Below are 25,815 nucleotides of genomic sequence, written 5' to 3' on the forward strand. Positions count from 1 at the left end.
GCGCATGTATTTTTACCAAAGCCTTGCTATTATACGGCTTAATATTGATAAAACCTATGCTATATTTTGATAAGTTTTTGATACTGTTAATAATTATATCGATAATTACTTTCACTTTAAAAGCGGTATTCAGCGCTTTTTTTTGATCTAGCAACCGCGACCCGTCTGTAGGAATTTTCATGGCCAATCAGTTTCAATTATTTAAGCACCGCCGTTTTAGTGCCATGTTTTTTACCCAGTTTTTGGGCGCGTTTAATGACAATATTTTTAAGCAAGCGCTCATACTGGTTTTGACTTACACCGCTGCGAGTCAGTTGGGCATGGAAGTCAGTATTTTAAATAACTTGGCCGCGATGTTGTTTATTTTGCCCTACTTTTTGTTTTCTGCACTGGCAGGACAAATCGCGGATAAATTTGAAAAATCAAAACTCACACGATTGATTAAATTGCTTGAATTCGTGATTATGGTGATTGCGGCAGTAGGGTTCGTGTTTGAATGGTATGCATTGTTATTTGTTGCGTTGTTTCTCATGGGCACCCAATCTACTTTTTTCGGGCCTATTAAATACGCCTACTTACCACAAGCGATGAAAGAAGATGAATTGGTTGGTGCTAATGGTTTGTTTCAAATGGGGACATCGTTAGCGATCTTACTCGGTATGATTATCGCGGGCGTTTTAACCCAGATAGCACAGCCGCTCTATTGGATAAGTGTGACCGTATTGGTCATCGCCGTATTGGGTTATTTTGTCGCACGATTGATACCCCACATGCCAGCGATGCAGCCAAACCTAAAAATCAACTGGAACATTGTGACCACTAGTGTGGCGACGGTGCGCTACTTATATTCATTGCCTTTTTTGTTCTTTGTCATCCTTGGTAATAGCTGGTTTTGGTTTTATGGCGCGACGTTTTTGACCCAAACGCCAGAATTTAGCAAGGTCATCTTACATGGTGATGAATCAGTGGTTATTTTCCTATTAACCTTGTTTTCTGTTGGTGTGTCGATTGGCTCATTATTATGCAAATCACTAACCAAAAACCAAGTCAGCTTACGTCTTTTGCCCTTTGGTATCGCCGGCTTAAGTATTTTTGCAATTGATTTGTATTTTTCACTGTCAAGTCTCAACATCAATGTGAATAATGCGACTCTGTTTGGCATCAGTGAGTTATTTGCGGTGAGTGGCAGCTGGCGCGTGTTTGCTGATTTATTCTTTTTGGGCTTTAGCGGCGGTTTATACATCGTACCGTTATATGCCTCTATGCAGGCCTATGCACCCAAGAGCCACCGCGCGCGCGTCGTTGGTGCCAACAATATCTTTAACGCGATATTTATGGTCACCTCAGCGATTTTCTCTATCGTGATCTTGAACGCTTTGGGATTCAATTTACCTCAGCTATTTTTAGTGACAGGACTCATAAACATTGCCTTCGGTGCCTTTTTATACAATAAACTCAATAAGCATATTAAAAATGCAGTCATCCAAACGCACGATGAAGTGGCTCCATAAGTAAGATTGACATGCTGCTATAGCAATCGGTGTGTTATCAAACCGATAATATTGATGCTGATAATTTGGATTGTTTGCTATAGTAATACTTATGCGTTAATCACTATCATTATTTTAGAAAAACAGATAATGTTTTTAGCAGAACAGATAAGTTTAATTTTTTGATCGTATTTAAGCCATCAGGAGTGAATCATGGCCCTGCGTCCCTTATCCAAAGTCGACCAATTGTTACTTGGGGTCGATAAGGCATTACGAGCTGTCGTACCACATTCAAACCCTAGCACTCGTCCACTACCAGTCAGCAGTGACGAGATTCCTGAGCTCACTATCACCGAGGCGCGACATGTCGCCGGATTGATGCGTATCAATCATACTGGTGAAGTATGCGCGCAAGGTCTGTATCATGGTCAAGCATTTGCCGCCAAAGACAACGGCGTCAAGCAAGCCATGCAGCAATCAGCCGAAGAAGAGGTCGATCATTTGGTCTGGTGCGAGACGCGATTAGACGAGCTTGGCAGTCATGCCAGTGTCTTTACGCCATTATGGTATGGCATGTCTTTCGGTCTTGGCGCAGTCGCGGGTGCCATCTCTAATGAATTTAGCTTGGGATTCGTCGCAGAGACAGAAGCTCAAGTCAGCGAACATTTACAAGACCATATCACCCAATTACCAGAGCACGATAAACGCTCAAAAGAGATACTGGCACAAATGGATATTGAAGAGTTGCATCATCGTGAGCTGGCATTAGCAAGTGGCGGCGCAGCGTTATCACCGCCTGTACGTCATACTATGCGCTGGATGGCCAATCGCATGAAAGCCACGGCATATCACTTGTAATTGCCATCTGTGATAGCAGGTTTTGAGCGATAGATTGTGATGGTAAGTTCGTTGTGATGGTAAGTGCAGTGCGCTTTATTATTGATATTGCTCTCATTTACCCTGCTGTCGCTGGCATAACGTACACGCTATCGCGTTACTATTAACAATCCTACTACTGATAGCGCTCAGTTGAATTTGTTAGGGTATTAAAAATTTGTATGATTTTGCCGCAAAGACATGAGCTAATAACCATTCAATTGCTAAATAACAACTAAATAAATTAAGGTAACGATTTTTATGAAAGCCATCAACCAATCGACTCTCTCTGCCCGTGCGTCTAGCAAGTCGCCTAAACTGGCAACTCTAACAGCACTGGCAACAGCTTGTGCCATGCTATTCTCAGCGCCTGTCAATGCGGCAGAAACTAATGCGGCAAAGACCGATACTACTGCCACATCGGTGCCTAGTGCCATGGATTCTAGCAAACGTGTGATTCGCCTTGCTCGACCGACTGCGGCGAGTACAGCACAAGAGGGTACTTTACCGACTGCGGCGGTGACAGCCAATACTCAACCAACTGACCTTCAAAGCAGTAGCGTTCCACAAAGCGCTCCTTTGCCAAATAATGCTCAGCCGTATCGTGCGCCAATGAGTACATTGCAGCCACAAGATGTTGTACCAGCACCAAAAATACCTGAGTTCACTGGCACCACTCGAGTTTATGAGCCTGGTCCATTGACCGCTACTGGTGTCGACCTGCGTAGTGGTCAGCTTGCCAATATACCAACGCCGCAAGTGCAATTGTCAGACGTAAGCTTTGTACCGACTGTGTTGATTCCTCAGCAAAACGGTAATAACAACGATCAGCTAGACGTGAGCTTGCTGGATGACTTCATCGAAGACGTCTCACCAAATGCCCGTCATTACCCACCAAACTTCCCTAACCGCTCACAGCGCCATTATACGCGTGAAAAAATCAAAGTATTGGCTGAATGGATACAGCCTTATGCTGAATCACCAAATGCCTCTTATGATGTATTGATTCGTGCCGCTAAACTCAATGGCATGGGACGTAACTTAGATTTGGGATCAGACTATACGATACGTGGTGGAAAATATGTTGACCGTGCCATTAAACTGCAACCTGATAGCGGCGAAGCCAACTTCTTATATGGCATGATGTTGTCAGAAGGCGGCGGCTTTAAAGAAGGTCAAAAATACCTAGACCGCGCAGTGTCTCTTGGCTATACCGAAGCAGAGCAAAGCTTGGCACAGTCAGACTTGTTAAGTGATCGCCGCGATAATGCATTAGAGCGCTTACGTCGTCTTGAACAGAAAAATCCTAACAATGACATCATTCGTCAGCAAATCAAACTTATTGAAGAGGGTAAATTCTACATTTGGGATATACCTGCGCCTGACATCAATGTTAAGCCTAGTGCTTAACATCGATTGGGTATTTAAATGTCATTAAGTAAGTTCACCAAATACCATGATTGCTCCATAAGCTAGATTGACTCGACTAAGCCTCTGACTTTATATAGAAATTACTTCAATATAGAGTCAGGGGCTTTTTCATGTCTAGCAAAACTCCATTGAATCCAACTTGCTGTCTACCTTATTTAAATGCGTGTTCAATTCAATTATCGAAGTTTAAACCGTATTTTTGAAATTTAAATAAAATAGTTTAATGCGAAAAGTTACGCTACACTTCTTCTTATAAATTACTGACTCAACCATGCTTTTACGACTAACTGGACTCACCTATGACTTTCGCTAACCCTATCAAAAATATGGTGACGCATGCTAAGAAAACCCCATTTTCGATCACATCAGTCGCCTTGATAGCCGCGGTAGCATTATTACCTGCGTGCAGTACGGTATCAGTGAATAAGCAAGCGTCAGCGAAGACGATTACTGCGCAGCGCGGTAATATCGTCACCACCAAGAAACTAAGCAGTGACACGGTATCAGCGCTCTTATCGGCAGGGCTTAATGAGCAAGCCTGTATGCAGCAGTTTGATTTATGCCTCACTCAGCTTACTGACAGTATTTTGAATGAATACTACCGTCCTGCTTTGGCAGTTTTTGCAGAGTTACACTACGCAAAAGCGCGACAGCTTTCTGCCTCTCAAGACTGCCGCAATGCGCTGGCTCGCCCGCCACTTGATCCTTATTATGCCAACGCACCTTTAGAGGATACAGAAGCTAAAGTCCAGCAAGAAAACACCAATCGCTGTCTAACAGGTTATCAGGAGCGATTATTCGATGCTATCAAATCCAGTTATACCTATTTATTTTATGACAGTTTGACGCATGATTTTGAGGGCGCAGATCAAGACAAAAGCCCCTCTCAGGCACAGAACCGTATTCCAAATGATACCGATATTCAAACCCAAGACATCTATAATGCCGCCAGTAATGATGTGATAACCCAGCTTTATAGATCAACTAACGGCTCAAATAAATTGATGGGCGGCACCAAAGTAGATTATTTGCCCACATCCCCTAACAATCTTAATGACAGTAACCAAGCCGCGATTGCCAATTACTCACCGCTCAAGGGCAAACCGACTGATCAAGTCAACGTCATGAAAATACAAATTGATGATTATGATCTTGGTGTTTATTTGCCTAATGAAAATAACTATTTGCAAAATGCACATAAGCAGACCTCTGCACTAGCAGACCTGGTTTCCACTTACGAATTACGCCTCTCTGGGCTTAACTCAATTAGCAAACGTCCAGGCTTAGGTATCAGCTTGGTGGCCTCACTGGATGACCGTTATACCACCACGATTCGCCAATTATTAGTGTCATCATTGTCAGGTCGATTGACCAATGAGAAAGATGGAGACACAGATGAGAGTAAGCCAAGTTCGCGTATCTACCCTACTGGACATTTGCTATTAACAGGATTGATTGAACCAAGCGGCGATAGCGTACTGGATGTACTAAGCAGTCGCAAGCTCGATATTCATTTATACAACCCATACCAAAGCGAAAGCGTTAATATCCTTAATAGTGACTATCCACTGGCGGCTAACTTTTCTGCAGGTTATGGCTTGTGGCTGTCAGAGAACCAGCTAGATGGCGTCGGTTATCTCAATTTAATCACTCGCCAGCCAGAGGCCAGACTGCCCAAATTATTCATGCTTGAGCCTTATGATCCCAATAAGCGCGTCCTGATTATGCTGCATGGTTTGGCTTCTAGCCCTGCCACTTGGGTCAATTTAACCAACGATATTCTCAACGACGATAAGTTGCGTGATAACTATCAAGTGTGGCAGATATTCTATCCAACCAATTTGCCCATTTTAGAAAACCGTTATCAAATACAACAGTTAATCAACAGCACCTACGAGCAAACTGATCCTAAAGGACAAAATCGCGCCAGCAAAAACAGCGTGATTATCAGTCATAGTATGGGTGCCATTATCGCTCGCATGATGCTATCTGATGAGAACTTGGTCGATGACCTAGATAGACTAGACGATCAAAATGTGCTGTCTGATAGTGAAAAACGTAAGATTCGTGACGCACTTAAAGCATCATTTGGCGAAGATCAGCTAAAAGAACGCTTTGAGCTAAAAGCCTTACCACAAGTAGATACGGCTGTTTTTTTATCAGCGCCTTTTCGCGGAACTGACTATGCAGATCGCTGGTTCACTCGGGCACTGCGCCGTATCGTCTATTTGCCAGTCGGTTTGGTAAAAACTGTCACGGACAACTTGGCAACTATTGCCACGCAAGGTGATTTGGCACAAAATCCTTTGGGTGCGTTATATTTACAAAATGGCGCAAGTCAGCTGAGCGACAAATCCTCTTTTATACAGCTGACGAAAGACATCACCATCAATGATCGTGTTACCTATCATTCTATCATTGCCAATAATGATGCCGATATTACTAAAGGACTGGCGCAAATGCAGCCAGCCGGTGCAAAGGTTGATTTGTCACAAGCAGTAGAAGAAGACACCAAAGATGAGACAGGCGGTACCAGTAGCCCTTCTGATAACTCAAAGCTATCTGCCCAACCACTGGTTGCAGCCGTCACTGTCAATGAAGATATCAGCCAAGCGCTAACTGAACGTTTATCAGATGGCATTGTTCCTTATACCAGCGCTCATCTTGATGGCGCAGCCTCTGAGACGATTATCAGCGGTGGTCATAGCATTCAAACTAACCCGCAAACTATTTTGACATTACGCCAGATTCTACATAAACAATTGCAGGAATAATGATTGCTTGTGTCATATAGCACTGCACTGGTCTTTGCACTTTAAAATTAAGAGTAAAGCAGATGGCTTTGCAACTTTGTACTCTGTTGGATATTTGTGCCTATACTAGGGCGTGTCTTCATTTCAAAAATGGTGATAAACATGAGATAAATTGCCGTCAAACAAGGAAAATAGCGCAGATAATATCGGGATATTAACCAGCTATTTGACGATGTTTGGCAAGATTTAGCCATTTTTAGCCCATTTAGAGGACTATCGAGTGAATTGAAGACACGCCCTAGTACACAAATAAAACATTACTGTTATTAAGGTGAACTTGATAACATCTTGTTTTCCCAAGCGATTAGTCTGATATATCTGGGTTTATCTCAGCAGTTTTTAATGACTCTCAGGTATGCGACCAATCTGTTGCGCAGCTTGCGTGTGTATCTAGGGAAGCGCATAATATATTGACAGCACCTGACAGTAATGTATTAATTTATAGGGATATAAATTACTTAATTCAGCTAAACAGTCGTTAGCTTAGCCGCACTCTATCCCTAAGATTGCTCGCTAATCAACACTGAGCCATTGCCCGTACTATTTTTTACCTTAATCTATAGACGATTGCGGGCAGTTACTTGAGCGTTTTATGGAAGCCAGCGCTATTCAGCTAACAGATAAGGGTAACCGTTTATGTTCGCTACGTTTATGATTGACCAGCTCGATGCGCTGATGCTCGCGCGTATCCAATTCGCTTTTGTTATCTCGTTTCATATTGTTTTTCCCGCGTTTTCTATCGGACTTGCCAGCTGGTTAACGGTACTTGAATTCCGTTGGCTCAAAACAGGCGAGCCTATCTATGCTGAAGTCTACAAGCATTGGGTCAAAATATTCGCCGTGGTATTCGGTATGGGCGTGGTATCTGGTGTAGTAATGTCCTACCAGTTCGGTACTAACTGGGCGGTCTTTTCTGACAAAGCCGGTAACGTCTTGGGCCCACTACTCGCCTACGAAGTATTGACCGCGTTTTTCTTAGAAGCATCCTTTTTAGGTATTATGCTATTTGGTTGGGGGCGCGTGAGCAAGCGTATGCATTTCGCTTCCACTGCCATTGTCGCCATTGGTACACTGATTTCAGGCTTTTGGATTTTAGCCGCCAACAGCTTTATGCAGACGCCGCAAGGCTTTATGATGGGCGCAGATGGACTTTTATATCCTACCAACTGGCTTGAGATCATTTTTAGCCCTTCATTCCCTTACCGCTATGCTCATATGATGACAGCGGCATTCTTGACGACTGCCTTTGTCATTGGCGGGGTTGGTGCTTATTATATTCAGTCCAAAAAACACACCGAACACCGTCAGCATGGTCGTGTCATGCTAGGTATGGCCATGATTATGGCGATATTTGTCGCACCCGCTCAAGTATTGATTGGCGATGAGCATGGTCTAAACACTTTAGAGCATCAGCCAGCCAAAGTCGCAGCGATGGAAGGTATTTGGGAGGATGAGCGCGGCGCAGCGTTACGCTTATTCGCTATTCCCGACCAAGAAAACCAAACCAATAAATATGAAATAAGCATTCCCTATGTCTCAGGTTTGATTCTTACCCATTCGTTAGATGGCGAAGTAAAAGGTCTAAAAAACTGGGCACCTGAAGACCAACCACCGGTCATGATTGTATTCTGGGCATTTCGCATCATGGTTGGTATTGGCATGTTAATGGTGCTGGTCGGCTTATTTAGTCTCTATAAATACTTTAAAAAGCAGCAGTATAATCCCGAAAGTGTCTGGTTCCACCGTGCTTGGATGATGATGACGCCACTTGGCTTTATCGCATTATTGGCGGGCTGGTTTGTGACCGAGACAGGACGTCAACCATGGACTGTATATGGTGTGATACGCACCGCAGAAAGTATGTCACCGCTCGCAGCACAGCAAGTGGCAACCACGTTGATTGGTTTTATTGTCCTCTATATATTTGTCTTCGGTGCAGGCAGTTTTTATATTCTACGCTTGATCGCTCAAGGGCCAAAACCGTATGAAGATCCTGCCGATGATAACTTCTATGAGCACTCAGTGACCGAAAGCCAAGGTCGTGCGCTCAGTGGCGATAGCAATCCTGCTAAGAGCACTGAAGAAGATATAGATACTCCTGCAAACGACGTCGATGATGGAGGGTTACGCTAATGTTTAACTACGGTGATGTATTAGACTTACCTTTAATTTGGGGCGGACTGATCGCTCTATCCGTCTTTATCTATGTATTGCTTGATGGCTTTGATTTGGGCTGCGGCATCTTGTTTCCCTTTGCTGGCTCAGATAAAAACCGTAGCCGCATTATGAACTCTATTGCCCCGTTTTGGGATGGTAACGAGACTTGGCTAGTATTAGGCGGTGGCGGCTTGTTCGCTGCTTTCCCAGTGGCTTATGGCATCATTATGACAGGGCTTTATCTGCCTGTTACTTTTATGCTATTCGGTCTAATAATGCGCGGTGTAGCATTTGAATTTCGCTTCAAAGCATCGTCACGTCGTCACGTATGGGACACTTTCTTTTTTGTTGGTTCAGTCGTTGCTACATTCTCTCAAGGTATTATGCTTGGGGCGCTTGTACAAGGTCTTGAGGCAAGCAACCGCCTATATACTGGTGGGCCGTTTGATTGGTTAACACCTTTCTCGATCGTCTGCGGCTTTGCCATGATTATTGGTTATGCCTTGCTTGGCTCTACATGGCTCATTATCAAAACTGAGCATACCTTACAAGTCTGGGCACGCAAAGTGTCTGGCTGGATGCTGTCTGCTTTGGTAGTGGCAATGATCGTCGTCACAGCGTTTATGTATTTTTCAGACATTAATGCCCTCGAAGGCTGGTTTGGTTTCCCAGGTCTATTATATCTAGCGCCTATGCCAATTATAGTTTTACTATTATTTTTCTTGATGCGTAAAGATTTAAGTGGCGAGCGCGAATATCGTCCTTTCTTGTTGACTGTGGCACTGTTTTTGATGGGCTATATCGGGGTTTGTTTCGCCATGTTCCCATACATCGTACCGTATCAGATGACGATTTATGAGGCAGCCGCAGCTGACACCTCGCTATCCTTTATGTTAGTTGGTGCCGTCATAATGCTACCGATTATCCTGAGTTATACCGCTTTTGCCTATTACACCTTTAAGGGTAAAACTGGACATGAGCATATGTACTAAGGGTAAACAAAGGATATAAAAATGTGGCTACTGCAAATATTAGCAGTGGCTACACTTTTTAAAGCGCATTAACACGTAGTAGGAGGCGAGCATGAAGAAGCTCAGTAAGAAACAGTCACAATGGGCATGGTTCATTGGGCTATATATAGCAGGGTTTGCAGTTATTTTTACGATTGCTCAATTAATCAAGTTGGCTATGGGTATCTAGCAGTCATTTGCAGCCCACTTAGCCATGGCTATATCACATAAAAAAGCAGCGCCGATTCATCGACGCTGCTTTTTTATACGACTACTTATGTAAGATTAGTAATAATTAGGCATCTTAATCTAAGTGCCTTATTATAAACACCATAGTCTAAACGCCATAATCTAAGCGCCTTGATGGTGATCAACACCGTTACTTTTGATAAATTCGTTTACCTGCGCCAAGCGTTCAGGCGTGCCCACATCTATCCAATTATCAGAAATGATTTCAGCCGTGATTTGGAACTTTATCATCGCTTGCTTGAGCAATGGTGCCAACGCCGCTGGCTGACCTGATACCAACCCATCGACCAATCGTGGTGACATCACACTAATGCCAGCAAAGGTGTATTTGTCTGCATCACCAATCGGCTGCTCGCTGGCTAAACCATTATTGATGGCAAAATCACCGCCGTTATTATGCTCTGGATTGTCAATCAATAACAGATGTGCGCGCTGATCAGCGCCAAGCTTATAATCTCGCAACTGCGCAAAATCATAGGTCGTCCATACATCTGAGTTCACTAAGATAAATGGCTCATCGCGCAGCTTGCCAGTTTGTAACGCTCGAAAAATACCACCTGCGGTCTCTAGAGGCTCATCATTCTCTACTGACCAATGTAATTTAACACCGTATTGACTGCCATCACCCAGTGTATCCATCAGCTTATCAGCCAGCCATGACGCATTAATGGTGATATCAGTGATACCAGCCGCTTGTAGCGCTTTAATGTGCCAGACGATAAGCGGTTGCCCACCCACCTCTACCAGAGGTTTGGGCGTATCCAGTGTTAACGGACGCAGACGCGTGCCCTTACCAGCAGCCAAAATCATTGCTTGGGTAATCATTGCTCGGTCAATCTCAGACATGTGCGCTCCTTTTTTTATTTTATGGGATTATACATTCAGATTAAAATTTGCTAATGTTTTAACGTAACTTATCAAATGAGCATTACTTATCAGATGAGCATTCGCGTCAAATAAAGCTCGCAAGTGGTTCGTTCTAAATATATTGCTGTACAAACTTACTCTGATAAGCTGGCAGTATATTATCCCTGAGACTCTCATTAAACGGCGCTACTGCTCGTTGCATATGCGGTCTACCGTGCGCCTCTAACCATTCTAACTCGAACATTAAATCACGCATCACCTTAGGTATATCCGCCAAATAGCGGTCTTTGCCATCTCGCTCAGACAAGCGAATAAAAATCCCCAACACTTTTAAATGTCGCTGCACGCCCATGACATTCATATCGTTTTCGAGCTGCTTTATGCTATCTACCGTAGTCAAGCCTGCCTGCTTTTGCAACTGCCAAAAATCATTAAGCCATGCAGAGACTTGGCTCTCTGGCCATTCTACATAAGCATCTCGCAGCAATGACACTAAATCATAAGTATAAGAGCCGATGACGGCGTCTTGAAAGTCAATCACGCCTAAACGCGAGCTATCCGCTTGGTCTTGCATCAAATTGCGACTGTGATAATCACGATGGACGATGACTTGTGGTTGCTGCAAAATCTCTTTTATTAAGGCTTCTTTTAAAGTCTTCCATAATGCTTTATCAAGCTCGACACCGATATAAGGTATAAACCAATCGCTGAATAAATCCATCTCACGATCTAATAGCTCGGTATCATAATCTGGCAATTGATGTTGCGACTTGGCTGTTTCAACTGGCACGGTCTGTAGCGCGACCAACGTCTGCATTGCCAACTGATAATGCTCATCTATCTGCGCAGGCGTCGCATCAACTAGCAGATGGGCGAACTCTATCGCACCAAAATCCTGTAACACCAAAAATCCTTTCGTCACGTCTTGTGCGATGAGCGTCGGCACATTGATCGCCGGTGCCATCAGCTTAGTCACATTGATAAACTGGCGCATGGCGTCTTGTTCGTCCGCTGAATCCATAACAATATAATGTGCGACTGTCGTGCCATTACTGTCTGACAGCTGGATTCTATGGTATTGGCGAGCACTTGCGTCACCGGGTAGACTATCGAGTTGGAACGTTTGACCAGCAAATACTTGCTGCAACCAGCTCTCTAATTGTTGTAGACGGCTATTGAGTTTGGTATCGATCATATTAGGCTCTAAAAGTATTTTATCAGTCATAATGGGCATCGCAGGTTAAATATAAGTCATAAACAATTAAAGTAGTGATAAGTCAGGCAAAACCTTGTTAAAATAGCAACGTCTTGAGCCAAAAAAACTGCGATAGCAGGCGTATTGGAATATCATTCGACATCTAGCGCTGAGCATAACCTCAGCAACCATTCAAAAAACAGCTTGGCTATATTATAAATTTTGGTAAATAGTGTAGCTGATTTGGTTTTTTTTGACTATGATTAGTCGTCATTATATGTAAAACAGCCAAATTCTTAAGATAGCATTATCAATCAGTGATTTTTTAGTCGTTTATTAACCGCCATACATGATTAATAATATGGTTACTAAATTCAGTATCGCAATTCAATAGGCTCTGCAATCATAGGTGTGCCCTTGTTATATTCTCCGCTTTACCAAAGCATCCGTTTGATCTTATTTGGTGCCTTAGGCTTGTCCAGCCTAACCGTTAGTGCTGCGCCCAGCAATGCTGACACACAGCAAACTGAGTCGCTAATCACTGACAGTAGCACCCACTATATCTCTGATGTTACACCTGATGCCAATCGCAGTAGCGTCCAAAAAGACAGCGACTATAATGATATCCGCTATCAAAATAGCAATAATCAAAAGACTGACTTTCAGCGTAATGCGTCTCAAAAGGCTGCTACTGATAACAATGCGTCAGACAGTAGTTTTGACAATACTTTTAATGAAAGCACCTTTAGTGAAAACACCTTCAACGACAGCATCTCTAATGAGAATGCTATTAATGAAAGTCCCTTAGACAACCGCCCTCTAGAAATTACCGCCATTAATGAGAGTGATGATCAAGGTTTTGTACCAGCAGCAGATACGATTTCGACCACTCAAAACAATAGCACTGCTCAGCTTACTGAAACCACTGCACCTAAAGCCGCACAGAAGACTGGTAAAGTTGATGTGAGTGATGAAAGTATTCAAGATAGTCTGCTGCGTTTAGCAGAGTTTTATGAGCTGACACCTGATACAGATGCCTCAACGTTAAACAATAGTGATAATGCTAACCAAGATATCATTCAAAACGAGCTAACACCTACCCCGCAAACCATTCCAAAAGTGGGTAAAAACTTACAGTTATTACCGAATGCCGTAGATAGCGCCCAACGCTGCGAAGGTCAATGGGTTTATCCAAAGAGCAACCCCAACTATCAACGCGCGGTCAATGAGGCGGGAGCAACCAATGGACAGCCTGCGCCAAACTTAAATGGTCTCCCGAATAATCAAGCGCCGCTGTTTTCAGAATCAGATTATGGTTATTACGACAATGTCGACTATGCAGAGCTGTCGGGCAATGTCATCATCAATCAGGGTACCCAGCAGATAGAAGCAGAAAAAGTCTTGTTAGATTTGAGCAATGGCGTAGCCGCCGCTCAAGGTAAAGTCATGTTTACTGACCAAGCGACAGGTCAGCAAGTATCACGCAACAACGCACTAGATAGCAATGCGCCAAACCGCTCATCGAATAATTCCCAAGCCAATTTCACTGAAAAAGCATCAAAAGGCGGGCTTATTGGGGTCGCCGATAGCTTAAATTATAATACTGAAACTGGACAGTCGACAGCCAATGATGTGGCTTTTGCTAGTGTAGAACTGCAAGCTCATGGTTATGCCAAGCGCTTGAACCGACCGAATGACAGTCAATATGAGCTAGATGATGTCATGTTTAGTACCTGTCCACCAACCAATCGTAAATGGCAGTTTGATGCCAAAAGCATTGATTTGGATACCGATACAGGTCGCGGCGAAGCCTATAATACTACTTTCCGTATCGCTGATGTGCCTGTGTTCTATTTGCCTTACTTCAACTTTCCGATTGATAATCGTCGCACCAGTGGTTTTTTATTGCCGAATGCCAGTATCAGTAGTGAAAGCGGTCTTGAGGTTGATATACCCTACTATTTCAATTTGGCACCCAATTATGATGCCACGCTCAATACCCATATTTATACCGATCGCAATCCTATGGTGTCAGGCGAGTTTCGCTATCTGACCGAAAGTTATGGCGAAGGTATTTTTAATGGTTCATATTTGCCTAATGACAAAGAGTACAATGACGAAGACCGCTCTAGCTTCTTTTATGATCATTATTGGTCATCTAAGAGCATTCCACGCTTAAGCAGTGATGCAAAATACAGCTATGTGTCAGATTCAGACTACCTCAATGATTTTGACACGCTGGGTCTATCAGACAGCACCATAAACTTACCACGCCGTGCACGTGTCAATTATTATAATGACTATGTTGATGGTGAATTGAAGGTAGAAACCTTTCAAACTCTAGACGCTTTTACCAGTAATGGCAAACCCTTAGAAGACAAAGATAAACCTTATTCAAGATTGCCGCAGCTCAAGCTCGATTATCGACTGCCTTGGGCGAAGAGCTTCGATATCACTGGTGTACATGATTCCGCTTATTTCAAAAAATCCATCGACGATGGCTCTGAGAATGAAAAAAGTGGCGGGCGAATTTATAATAAACTCAGCGCCGTTTATCCAATGGAAAAATCTTGGGGTTATATCAAGCCCAAACTGAGCTTACAACATCTCTATACCTCTTATGATGAGGATAGCTTAGCCGACAACCAATTGAGTGATAAAGACGGTAGCCAGTCGGTATTTGTACCGCAAGCCAGTATAGATGCAGGTCTGAATTTCTATCAAGCAGGCTCGCCTTTTGGCGCATTCGACGATACCATGGGTGGCTATCGCTTGCTTAGTCCGCGATTGAAATACACCTACTCGCCATATGAAGACCAAAACGATATTCCGAACTTTAATACGCGTATTGCCTCTATTAATTATGAACAACTGTTCTCTGACAGTTGGTTCTTAGGGCATGATCGCTTGCAAGATTTGCATTCGCTTACTCCTGGTATTAATTATCGTTACATCGACGCAACGGGTGTGACACGTTTTGATGGTAGCATTGCAGAGCAGTTTTATATCGATAATGGACGTGTTACGCTTGATGATCAGCAACCTGTCTTCACCTCTTCATCTTCAGGGATGGTTTGGGATACCAGCACGCAGCCTTACAACAATTTTTGGGTTGATGTTAGTGGCGCACTGACCAATGATTATGATTTAAATTATATTACGACTGAGCTGCGTTATCAGCCGTCTGACAACAGCTTGTTTAATGTTGGATTTGTCAAACGTCAACGTGATGAAAACACCGATCAGCTGCCGCTCTCTGCTTTTACCGCATCGGCTGTCTTTCCAATCAATAACAGCTGGCGAATCTTGGCTCAAGGTCAATACGATTACAATCGTGATAAAGTCCTTGATTCGTTGGTCGGCGTTGATTACGAAGATTGCTGCTTTGGTTTTGCAGTTTATGGTCGTCGTTACTATAATGACTTAAATGTCAAAGACAAACCAACGCAAGCCATTATGGCAGAGATTAGATTGAATGGTTTGGGTAGTGGTAGCAGCCGCCTGACTCGCTTACTCTCTGATAAAATCTTGGGCTTTGAACCTGTCCAGACTGCTTGGAAAGATTAAGACCGTGCTTGTATAAATATTTTTGCTATGTATTTCATAACCCTGTTTGTAACCCTATTATGGTCAACCCTGTCTAATATTTGACTGTTAAAAGTATTAAACAGCGTTGACCAACTACCATCCGATGCGATGACATTGATGAGGAGCATCATGAGATTTTTTTCTTTACGTCAAACCAGCCGTGCTGTATTGCTATCTATGAGTGCCAGCCTTGCGCTTACATTGAGCGCCCAAGCTGCCACCGTTAAACCTGCAAAATCACAAGCGCCTCAAGCAAATGCCGTGACCGCGCAGAATAACGTCAATCGTTTGACGCCAGCCAATAGCACCGACGGTATTATTGCTTTAGTCAATGAAAATGCTATCTTAAAGAGTGATTTGATCGATGCTATCACCCAAGCACAAGCACGTGCAAAAGCGGCTGGTGAACCAATAGCAAACTCAGCACAGCTACAGTCTGAGGTGTTAAATGCGCTTATATTGCGTGAGTTACAACTGTCCATGGTCAAGCGCGTCGGTTTAAACCCTGATGAAGCGGCTATCAATCAGCGCCTCAGTCAAATCGCTCAAGCAGAAGGGCTGACGAGCATCTTAGCTTTGCAACAGCGTTTGGACGCAGCAAAACCTGGTAGCTATGCGGCGCTACGTGCGCAATTAATCGAAGACGCAGCCATTCAAGCCTTGCAACAGCGCCAAATCGGTAACCGCGTGCGCATCAGCGAACAGGATATTGATGCATTTTTGGCCTCGCCTGAAGCCAAGCGCTTAAACCAGAGTGAGTATCAAACGATTCATGTACGAGTACCTTACATTGATGACTACAGCCGACTCTCAGAAGCCCAGCGCAATGAGGCGTTAAAGGTAGCAGAAGCTCTGCGTACTCGCCTGCTTGCACCAAACGTTGATGTCGCTGAAGCAGTCGCTGCTAGCCAAGGCAACTATCCTATTCCGCTACAAGGTGGTGATATGGGCTTTCATAAAGCCGCTTCTCTACCTACAGAGCTATCAAGTGAGATTACCAAACTTGAGGTTGGCGCGGTCAGCGCACCACTAATAACTCCTGAAGGCATCGATATCATCAAACTTGCTGACAAAAAAGCCAGCGACACTATGCTGATACCGCAGTGGCGTACTCGTCACATATTGGTAAAAGTTGATGAGCTACAGACAGACGCGCTTGCTGAGCAAAAGATTAATGATTTGTATGAACAGTTACGCAGCGGCGCTGATTTTGCTGGTTTAGCATCGACCTATTCAGATGATCCCGGTTCAGCTGGCCGCGGTGGCGATCTCGATTGGGTGAGCGAAGAAGACATGATTGGTCCATTCGAAGCCATGATGAAAAACACAGCGGTTGGTGACTACTCTGCTCCTTTCAAAACCCAGTTTGGCTGGCATATATTGAAAATAGAAGGCAAACGCCAACAAGATGTTAGCGATCAATATCGTCGCAATATGGCACGTCAAGCGCTTTATCAGCGCTTAGCACCGCAAGCCAAAGAAGACTGGCTACAAGAGCTACGCGCAGGTGCTTACATCCAAGTACTTGGCTAACTGATACAGGCATCGATAAGTCAAATCTAATAATGCTTTGTCAAAAAGGGTATATGCTAATGCATGTACCCTTTTTTTATTGACGTTCATTTATGTGCTAAAAATAATCAGAAGGTAATCTCAAAGACATTGCAGCATGTCTAAACACAAGAATATCGAATAAAATAAATGTAAGCATTACGCACACAAAGAAAAGCCCCGAACCTAGGGCGATTGGTTCGGGGCTATGGCGCTTCATATTGTTGTTATTATTTCTTCCATGCTGACTCATCCTAAGTCATAAACAGTATCCTATAAGACAGCGGGCTGACCTGTGCTTTTATTGATACTGTCTCAACACTGCATCCGTGCGTATCCTTGTGTTGATGCAGGTATTGTAGGGTAATCAGTTTAATGCGACTAGAGGCTAAAGACCTTATTTAACGTAAGCATATGCTTACAGCCTTTTTTAACATTGCATCATACGATGGCTATAGTATTAGCAGGCTATCAACCCTAACTTCTCTGCTCTTCTGCATGTTCCTTTGAGACTTTTTCACCTTCTTTTTTACCTTCTATTATTTTATGATCGGTCTCTTTGATATCTTCCGCTTCTGCAGTAGGGGCATTTTGCGCTTGATTGCTCTCCTCTTCTGGTTCGTATTGTAAAGTCGTCATAACAGGAAAGTGATCCGAACCTATCGACGGCATACGCCGAATATCCACTACCGTAAAGCAAGCACTATGGAAAATATGATCCAGCGCCCAACGTAAAAATGGATAGCTGACATGAAACGTATTGATAAAATGTCGACCAATACGCGGATCCAACAATCCTGAGATACGTTGAAAGCGTCGAGTCGTTTTTGACCATGCCACATCGTTGAGGTCGCCTGCCAATATCGCCGTTTGCTTGTTTTCTTTGATGTGTTTGCCAACCATCAATAGCTCAGCATCGCGGGTAGTAGACTTATCCGCTTCCGTCGGGCTTGGCGGCATAGGATGCAAGCAATACAACCAAATCACGCGACCACTTTGCAGGCGCAGTTGGGCATGAATAGAAGGTATGTCATCAATCATCAAGTACTTAACTTCAGGATCAATCAACTCAAGCTTAGAATAAAGATGCATCCCATACAGATTATCTAGTGGCACTTTTACGGTGTAAGGATAATCAGCTTCGATTTGATGCAGCGCTTTTTCCCATTTATCATCGCTTTCTAGCGTAATTAAAATATCAGGCTGTCTTTGCTTCACCAAATCCACCAGTTTTTGGGTGTCATCATTGGGCGTTAATACATTTGATACCACTATTTTTAGTTGATGCACCTGCCCTTCTGGCTTGTCTTTTGCCTTTTGAACTTCTTTTTTCCATAGCTTGGTATAAGGCAATACCATCCTAAGCTGAAAGGCTAATGTAATGCTTAAGACGATAAATAACAGCCACTGTCCCAGCTGCCACTCTGACCAAAAAATCAGCATACCAATCCAAGCGACGACACCCAACACCATGATCTGAATACGCGGAAATTCAACACCGCGCACCCACCAATTATCCAGTGGTATCCAGCCCCAAATCGTCACAAATGCGATGAACCCTGCTAGCCACTGTATGCTGTAATATAATAGTGAGAGATCCATAGTATGTATTAGCCGTCTATTGAATGATGAATATCGCCATTGTTTTAACTGAACTGACGTTAGCTGTTTACTTTAGCATTTCAGAAGGTTATCGCCTACTGATGAGCATGGATTATTCGTTAACCGCTATAAAACATTACACTTTTAATTCGCCCACCATAACGAGTACTACGGACAAACTTATTTTTAGGGCTATCTACCTACTTGTGGCGAGTGAGGCATCGGCACTATCGCCACAAGTAGGTTAATAACTTAAAGTTATACTGAACATCATTAATAGTGTATGAAAAACCACTAAAAACGGCCAAAACGCCTTGCTTTTTATGGTTATTCACGGCATTGTTATCGGCTGGCAATGCAACAATTTATGGTGAAAAGGATTGAGTTTCATGAGTAATTTAACAGTAGGCTTGGTAGGCTGGCGCGGCATGGTCGGTTCAGTATTAATACAACGTATGACTGAGGAAAAAGACTTTGACGGTATTACACCCGTGTTTTTCTCAACCAGCAACGCAGGTGGTGATGCCCCAAGCCTTGATGGTATTCATACCGGCCAATTAAAAGATGCTCATGATATTGACGCGCTAGCTGCTTGTAATGTCATCATTACCTGCCAAGGCGGCGACTATACTTCGCAAGTCCATCAACCGCTACGTGATAGTGGCTGGAATGGCTACTGGATTGATGCGGCAAGCACCTTGCGAATGGAAGATGACAGCATCATCATTCTCGATCCAGTCAATCGCGCCGTTATTGACAGCGCCCTAGCCAATGGCAAAAAAGACTTTATCGGTGGTAACTGTACCGTGTCATTGATGCTCATGGCGATTGGTGAGCTGTTTAATAAAGGCTGGGTAGAATGGGTCAGCGCCATGACTTATCAGGCTGCTAGTGGTTCTGGTGCTAACAACATGCGCGAATTAATCGCTGGCATGGGCGTGCTACACGATGCGGTCAAAGACGAATTGGCTGATCCTGCAAGCGCCATCCTTGAGATTGATAAAAAAATCGCTCAGACTCAGCGCTCAGATGACTTTCCTAAACAGTACTTTGGTGTGCCACTAGCAGGTAGCTTGATTCCTTATATCGATGTTCAGTTAGAAAACAAGCAATCCAAGGAAGAATGGAAAGGTGGCGTCGAAACCAATAAAATCCTTGGTAACGCAGAAGCTGATAAGATTGCTATCGACGGTATGTGTGTGCGCGTTGGCGCGATGCGCTGTCATGCGCAAGGCCTTACCATCAAGCTCAAAAAAGACATTCCGCTAGAAGAAATCGAAGCAGCACTTAAAAACAGCGGCAATGAATGGTTGGACTTGGTCGAAGACGACAAAGAAGCGACCATGAATCGTTTAACGCCTGTGGCAGTGACTGGTACATTGACAGTTGCACTAGGTCGCTTGCGTAAGCTCAATATGGGCCCTGAGTATCTAGGCGCATTTACCGTTGGTGATCAACTGTTATGGGGCGCAGCCGAGCCGCTACGTCGTATGCTGAATATCATCCGTGAGCAAAAAGACTAAGTTTATTTTCTTAAAAAGTCAGTACAAAAAAGACAGCAAATGCTGTCTTTTTTTATGGGCATACCACTTCCAAAAATTTGAATAGCACGGCAAGCAAATGCAAGTCCTACTTATAACAAGCTCAGCAAATTTGACAACGCTCATCTTATACTTTGAGGCTAGTATTACTTTGGCTTGTAAGCAATCATCACTTCATTACGGCGCAAAAAAGGCAGCGTCCAAGGCGGATTATAACGTGCCAGTTCAGGCTCGCCCGTTATAGTCAAATTTTGGGTTTGCATCCAAGATTGTAGCTCTTCCGTTTTAGTCGCTAATTTTTTACTGCCTGCCAACCCTGAGAACTTAATCACACCGTACGTCTGTGCTGGCACCTCGGTAATCGTGATGTTTGGATTATTGGGCTTTGGTAGTGTTTGCATCGTGTATTTACTAGGCATAGTAAATTGTATACGCCACTTACCATCATCTTGCTGCATGCTTACTGGTGCTGTCATCGCAATTTTTTGTGATTCACCATCACTCTTTTTGTTATTAGGCTGCATTGTAACGGGCGCAGTCATGCTAATTTTACTACTGCCGCCAGTTGCCGCTGTATTATTGCCAAATATATAGTCGGCTAACACTTTAAACCCTTCGCGACTCGCTGAGTCTTGGTCACCACTTACCAACGTTTGCGCTACTAGCTGCTTATCGTAACGACGCAGCTCAAAGTCATCCATTTGCGACAACACTGTATAATTCGGCTCTTCGGTAGCCATAGCTGCTCCTGAGGTTAATAATGAACCACCTAATAATAAGTAGGTTGCCTTTTTCATAGGATATCTCCAGCAGTTAAAACATCGCTTAGCAATGGTTACTGTCTCGCCATTATGATTTCTACTTTACCAACTACTCATAAGTACTGTCTGTGTCTTTTGGTTATGACAAAATACTATTAACCAAAAGACCCATTTGTCAGATATATCAATACCTCATAAACATCCATGTCCAAAAAACCGCTAACAATGCTATAATTATCGCCATTTTCATAGCGTAAATAGCGATAATCATATGCAATTTGTCTTACATAAAACGGCCAGCGGTGACACGCGTGCGCGCCGTGGTACGGTTCATCTCAATCATGGCGACGTGCAAACGCCAGCGTTTATGCCTGTTGGTACTTATGGTACTGTCAAGGGCATGCTGCCACGTGATATTGAAGCCATTGGTGCTGATATCATTTTAGGCAATACATTTCATTTATGGTTACGCCCAGGTACCGAGGTGATCGATAAGTTTGGCGGTTTGCATAAGTTCATGCATTGGGATAAGCCTATCTTGACCGATTCAGGTGGCTTTCAAGTATTCAGTCTGGGTGCCATGCGTAAAATCACCGAAGAAGGGGTCGACTTTAAATCTCCTATCGATGGTGCGAAAGTTTTTCTGTCGCCAGAAAAATCGATGCAGATTCAGTACAGCTTGAACTCAGACATCGTCATGCAATTTGATGAGTGTACGCCCTATCCTGCGACTCATGACGAAGCTAAAAAATCATTAGAGTTATCGCTACGTTGGGGACAGCGCTGTGTTGATGAGCACAACAGACTGGGCAGCACCAACGCATTATTTGGCATTATTCAAGGCAGTATGTATCCTGATTTGCGTCAGCAATCACTTGAAGGCCTGCTCGATATCGGCTTTGATGGTTATGCCATCGGTGGTCTGTCGGTTGGTGAACCAAAAGATGAAATGATAGATGTCCTAGACTACCTCCCTGATGATATGCCAGCAGATAAGCCACGCTATCTGATGGGCGTTGGTAAGCCTGAGGATTTAGTTGAAGGCGTACGCCGCGGTGTCGATATGTTCGACTGTGTGATGCCGACGCGTAACGCGCGTAATGGTCACTACTTCGTCACAGGCGATGCAGACAATGCTGGTGTGGTACGTATCCGTAACAGCCAGTATCGCAATGACGAAGGTCCACTAGATCCTGAGTGCGACTGCTATACTTGCCAAAACTTTAGCCGTGCTTATCTCTACCATCTTAATAAGTGTAAAGAGATGCTGGGCGCTCAATTAGCGACTATCCATAACTTGCGCTATTATCAGCGTTTGATGCAAGGTATTCGTGATGCCATTGAACAAGACAAATTTGATGAGTTTGTCAGCGAATTTTATAACAAACGTGGACAAACAGTACCTGAGTTAAATCTACGCTAATTATATTTTTGCCATTGTCATATCTATAAAAAGGGCTTAAGAATTATCTTAAGCCCTTTTTAGTGTGTTGCTTTTATTATTTCTAGTTAATCAGTACTAGCCCATTAACGAGGTTACAAATACCACGAGCACGGCAATTGGTGCTACAAACTTAGCAACGATTTGCCATAATTGCCATGCACCATTAGACAGACCAAGCTCTTGCTGAATACTGCGTTGATCCATTTGCCAACCAACGAAAATAATTGCAGCAAGACCCGTTAGCGGGAGAAGAAATTTACTGGTAATTTTATCCAATGCATCAAAGATACCATTACCCATGATAGTGAAGTCAGACCATAGGTTAAATGATAGTAGTGCCGCAACGCCTAATAGCCAAATCACTGTACTGGCAACGATGGTTGATACCGTACGACTCATCGGTGTACGTTCTTCTAAAAACTCAACGGTTGGCTCAAGCAATGAGATTGATGAGGTAATAGCAGCAAAAGTAATAAGTAAGAAGAACAATGTACCAATGATCGTCCCTGCGCCCATGCTACCAAAAGCGATCGGTAGGCTGACAAAGATAAGACCAGGACCTGAAGCAGGGTCTAGACCATTGCTAAAGATGATTGGGAAGATTGCTAGACCAGCAGCCAAAGCGATAACCGTATCTAAAATCACAACGGTACGGGCGGTTTTTAGTAAGTTCACTTCACGACCCAAATATGAGCCATAAGCAATCATAATACCCATACCAATAGATAGAGTAAAGAAGGCATGACCCAATGCTGCAAGCATCACATCGCCAGTCAACTTGCTAAGATCTGGTGTAAATAGATAAGCCACTGCTTCACCAAAACCACCGTTAATCACGTTATAACCAACGATGACGAACAAAATTACGCCGAGTAATGGCATTAAGACTTTAGCCGTGGTTTCGATACCTTTGGTCACACCAATACCGACAATCAAAGCAGTAATAGCCATAAACACCGTATGCCAAATCGTCAACGTCCCTGCTGAAGCCAACATAGCATCAAAGGTCGCAGCAATAGAATCACTGTCTTGACCAATAAAACTGCCTGTACCTGCTTTAGTAATGTAGTTGAGTGCCCAACCGCCGATCACACTATAAAACGATAGAATTAAGAAACCACCTAAAATACCTGACGCGCCAATGATGCCCCAACTGCGCGACTTACCTTCACTTGCTGCAACATCCGCAAAAGTATTGACTGGGTTTTTTTGCCCACGGCGACCAATCAGCCATTCAGCGACTAGAATCGGAAAACCTACCAGCGCGATACAGAATAAATAAGCGATAACGAAAGCTGAACCACCGCTTTCACCGACCATATAAGGAAACTTCCATATGTTTCCCAAACCAACTGCTGAACCAACCGCTGCCAATACGAAGCCAAAACTTGAGCTCCACTGTGCATGTTCTTGTTTATTAATAGCCATTTTTTCCGTCCTCGTGCTTCAATTAACATCACTGATAATCTTCCTTGATTATCATAAATAGCCATGAAAAATATCAGGCTATTCAATAAACACCTCAATGTGAGGCGTCCAGCAACATTAAGAAAGAATTGTTTACAATATCGTAAAGGCTCAGTTTCTGCTAAGCCACCAAAAAAGTCAAGCGCTCATAAACATAAAAAGCCATAACAATTGGTTATGGCTTCTGGTAATTTTATCTATAACTGACAAGAGTTTGGCTAATTAAAAAAGGCATACTATATATGATTTTCAGCAAAAGCCCATCGCCGTTCTAGCGCACCACACCACGACGGCTTTTTTGTAGTGAATCAATGAGCAACTGGATTTTCGGCTCTTTTGGTAGCAGCTCATTATTCAAAACCTCAAGCGCTTGCACGGTCGTCAGACCAGATCTAAAAATCATACGGTAAGCTTGACGCAATACCTCAATTGTCTCTTTTGACCATCCTTTACGACGCATGCCTTCCACATTGAGACCATGAGTCGTTGCTGGATTACCAGATACCATAGTAAAGGCGGCTACATCTTTTAGAATCAGACTTGCGCCCCCAATCAAGCTATAGTCATCCACCGTACAAAACTGATGAATACCTGAATTACCGCCAATGATCGTGTGATTACCAATAGTCACATGCCCTGCAACGCCAACATTGTTGGCCAATACATTATGATCGCCAATCACACAATCATGAGCCACATGAGTGTTCACCATCAGTAGATTATGGCTGCCTATTTTAGTTAGCTCACTATCTTGTGCGGTACCACGGTGTAAACTACAGGCTTCTCGAATGGTATTATGATCGCCAATCTCAAGCCAAGTACGCTCACCAGCATACTTCAAATCCTGAGGATCTTCGCCAATGCTCGCAAATTGATAAAACTCATTGTGTTGACCAATACGAGTCAATTTGGTAACAACTACATGGCGATGCAGAACCGTGTGAGCGCCAATAGTGACCTCATCACCGACGATACAATACGGACCAATGATAGCAGTCTCATCAATTTGGGCGGACGGTGAGATGAGTGCTGTTGGATGGATCTGACTCATAATGTGGGCCTTTGTATGATCTGATGCGAGTAAATGGTAAAACAAATACAGCCAATTTAGTTTTATGAGAAAACCTAAGCATGGCTCTGCTGTTAAATGCGAGTGTCAATTATAATGCTTATGACCCGCTTTGACCTAATTCTTTAGACGCTTTGTTTAAAGAATTAGGTCGGCTACGAGGCACAATGGCTATTAATAAACGTTATTGTTCTTGGCGAGCAATCATTATTTGCGCACTGGCAGCTAACTCATCGTCAACATGTACAGTACAGTCAAATTTATAAATACCGCGCTTCTGCATCACTGTTTTAGCACGAATAGTCAGCTGATCACCAGGAATAACTCGACGTTTAAAACGGACTTTATCAACACCTGCAAACAGATATAAATAACCATCTTCTGCGGTTAGACCAGCACTGATAAATCCGAGCACGCCTGAGACCTGAGCCATGCACTCAACCATAAGTACCCCTGGCATAATCGGCTCATCAGGAAAATGACCATTGAAAAACTCTTCATTGATAGTCACATTCTTAATACCTGTAATGCACTCACCAGGCGTACAATCAATAATCTTATCTACTAAAAGAAAAGGATAACGGTGTGGCAAATAATGCTTTAACGTATGATAGGTTAATGGCAGCGTAAGACCTTGCTCAGCTAAGCTTTTCATTTCTTTATCATTCAAAATATCAATATCGGTGCTGCTCATAATGGTGCTT

Annotated in this window: 17 protein-coding genes; 10 read left to right on the forward strand and 7 right to left on the reverse strand. The window is 43.5% G+C overall.

Translation table 11 applies throughout. The features are described from left to right. Positions 1–179: 179 nt before the first annotated feature. The 6 genes from I3257_RS03365 to cydB all read left to right on the forward strand — a co-directional run bounded on the left by I3257_RS03365 (position 180) and on the right by cydB (position 9,759). Positions 180–1,511 carry an MFS transporter gene (locus I3257_RS03365; protein ID WP_238048818.1) on the forward strand — a complete coding sequence of 444 codons (1,332 nt, stop codon included), beginning with the start codon at positions 180–182 and terminating at the stop codon, positions 1,509–1,511. 198 nt (positions 1,512–1,709) lie between these two features. Beyond that, positions 1,710–2,348 carry a 2-polyprenyl-3-methyl-6-methoxy-1,4-benzoquinone monooxygenase gene (gene coq7 / locus I3257_RS03370; RefSeq protein ID WP_201539625.1) on the forward strand — a complete coding sequence of 213 codons (639 nt, stop codon included), beginning with the start codon at positions 1,710–1,712 and terminating at the stop codon, positions 2,346–2,348. A gap of 279 nt (positions 2,349–2,627) precedes the next feature. Next, complete coding sequence (locus I3257_RS03375; protein WP_238048819.1) at positions 2,628–3,776, forward strand: hypothetical protein; 1,149 nt, start codon at positions 2,628–2,630, stop codon at positions 3,774–3,776. 320 nt (positions 3,777–4,096) lie between these two features. Beyond that, positions 4,097–6,571 carry an alpha/beta hydrolase gene (locus tag I3257_RS03380; RefSeq protein WP_238048820.1) on the forward strand — a complete coding sequence of 825 codons (2,475 nt, stop codon included), beginning with the start codon at positions 4,097–4,099 and terminating at the stop codon, positions 6,569–6,571. Positions 6,572–7,261: 690 nt separating this feature from the next. Next, positions 7,262–8,743, forward strand: coding sequence for a cytochrome ubiquinol oxidase subunit I (locus I3257_RS03385; protein WP_198329828.1), 1,482 nt, complete (start codon positions 7,262–7,264; stop codon positions 8,741–8,743). Beyond that, positions 8,743–9,759: a cytochrome d ubiquinol oxidase subunit II gene (gene cydB, locus I3257_RS03390; protein ID WP_045445007.1), complete on the forward strand. Its 1,017-nt coding sequence runs from the start codon at positions 8,743–8,745 to the stop codon at positions 9,757–9,759. Before I3257_RS03385 ends, cydB begins: the two co-directional genes overlap by 1 nt. Positions 9,760–10,128: 369 nt before the next feature. Here the strand turns inward: cydB and murU are convergent, their stop codons facing one another. Beyond that, the gene (gene murU / locus I3257_RS03395; protein ID WP_060490697.1) at positions 10,129–10,872 is read right to left on the reverse strand and encodes an N-acetylmuramate alpha-1-phosphate uridylyltransferase MurU; all 744 of its coding nucleotides are present in this window, start codon (positions 10,870–10,872) and stop codon (positions 10,129–10,131) included. A 133-nt stretch (positions 10,873–11,005) separates the two neighbouring features. Beyond that, positions 11,006–12,118 carry a phosphotransferase gene (locus I3257_RS03400; protein ID WP_238048821.1) on the reverse strand — a complete coding sequence of 371 codons (1,113 nt, stop codon included), beginning with the start codon at positions 12,116–12,118 and terminating at the stop codon, positions 11,006–11,008. A 381-nt stretch (positions 12,119–12,499) separates the two neighbouring features. Here I3257_RS03400 and lptD point away from each other — a divergent pair, with 381 nt between their 5' ends. Beyond that, positions 12,500–15,655, forward strand: a complete 3,156-nt coding sequence (gene lptD, locus I3257_RS03405; RefSeq protein WP_238048822.1) for an LPS assembly protein LptD — start codon at positions 12,500–12,502, stop codon at positions 15,653–15,655. A 150-nt stretch (positions 15,656–15,805) separates the two neighbouring features. Continuing rightward, positions 15,806–17,209, forward strand: a complete 1,404-nt coding sequence (locus I3257_RS03410) for a peptidylprolyl isomerase (RefSeq protein WP_238048823.1) — start codon at positions 15,806–15,808, stop codon at positions 17,207–17,209. A gap of 495 nt (positions 17,210–17,704) precedes the next feature. Here I3257_RS03410 and I3257_RS03415 read toward each other — a convergent pair whose 3' ends face one another. Next, positions 17,705–18,829 carry an endonuclease/exonuclease/phosphatase family protein gene (locus tag I3257_RS03415; RefSeq protein WP_238048824.1) on the reverse strand — a complete coding sequence of 375 codons (1,125 nt, stop codon included), beginning with the start codon at positions 18,827–18,829 and terminating at the stop codon, positions 17,705–17,707. Positions 18,830–19,218: 389 nt separating this feature from the next. On the opposite strand from I3257_RS03415, the gene asd reads away from it, so the two are divergent. Next, positions 19,219–20,352: an aspartate-semialdehyde dehydrogenase gene (gene asd, locus I3257_RS03420; protein ID WP_060490692.1), complete on the forward strand. Its 1,134-nt coding sequence runs from the start codon at positions 19,219–19,221 to the stop codon at positions 20,350–20,352. A gap of 164 nt (positions 20,353–20,516) precedes the next feature. Here asd and I3257_RS03425 read toward each other — a convergent pair whose 3' ends face one another. Beyond that, positions 20,517–21,167: a heme-binding protein gene (locus tag I3257_RS03425; RefSeq protein ID WP_238048825.1), complete on the reverse strand. Its 651-nt coding sequence runs from the start codon at positions 21,165–21,167 to the stop codon at positions 20,517–20,519. Between the two features lie 235 nt (positions 21,168–21,402). Between I3257_RS03425 and tgt the strand changes: the two genes are divergently transcribed. After that, positions 21,403–22,554: a tRNA guanosine(34) transglycosylase Tgt gene (gene tgt, locus I3257_RS03430; protein WP_193009500.1), complete on the forward strand. Its 1,152-nt coding sequence runs from the start codon at positions 21,403–21,405 to the stop codon at positions 22,552–22,554. A 96-nt stretch (positions 22,555–22,650) separates the two neighbouring features. Here tgt and I3257_RS03435 read toward each other — a convergent pair whose 3' ends face one another. The 3 genes from I3257_RS03435 to fabZ form a co-directional block, all read right to left on the reverse strand. Beyond that, positions 22,651–24,003: a sodium-dependent transporter gene (locus I3257_RS03435; RefSeq protein ID WP_087814621.1), complete on the reverse strand. Its 1,353-nt coding sequence runs from the start codon at positions 24,001–24,003 to the stop codon at positions 22,651–22,653. A 310-nt stretch (positions 24,004–24,313) separates the two neighbouring features. Then, positions 24,314–25,093 (reverse strand): acyl-ACP--UDP-N-acetylglucosamine O-acyltransferase, encoded by a 780-nt coding sequence (gene lpxA / locus I3257_RS03440; protein WP_060490688.1) that lies wholly within the window; start codon positions 25,091–25,093, stop codon positions 24,314–24,316. Between the two features lie 202 nt (positions 25,094–25,295). After that, positions 25,296–25,805: a 3-hydroxyacyl-ACP dehydratase FabZ gene (fabZ, locus tag I3257_RS03445; RefSeq protein ID WP_045444990.1), complete on the reverse strand. Its 510-nt coding sequence runs from the start codon at positions 25,803–25,805 to the stop codon at positions 25,296–25,298. Positions 25,806–25,815: the final 10 nt, after the last annotated feature.

Source organism: Psychrobacter sp. Ps7, assembly GCF_022129225.1.
Taxonomy (GTDB): domain Bacteria; phylum Pseudomonadota; class Gammaproteobacteria; order Pseudomonadales; family Moraxellaceae; genus Psychrobacter; species Psychrobacter immobilis_A.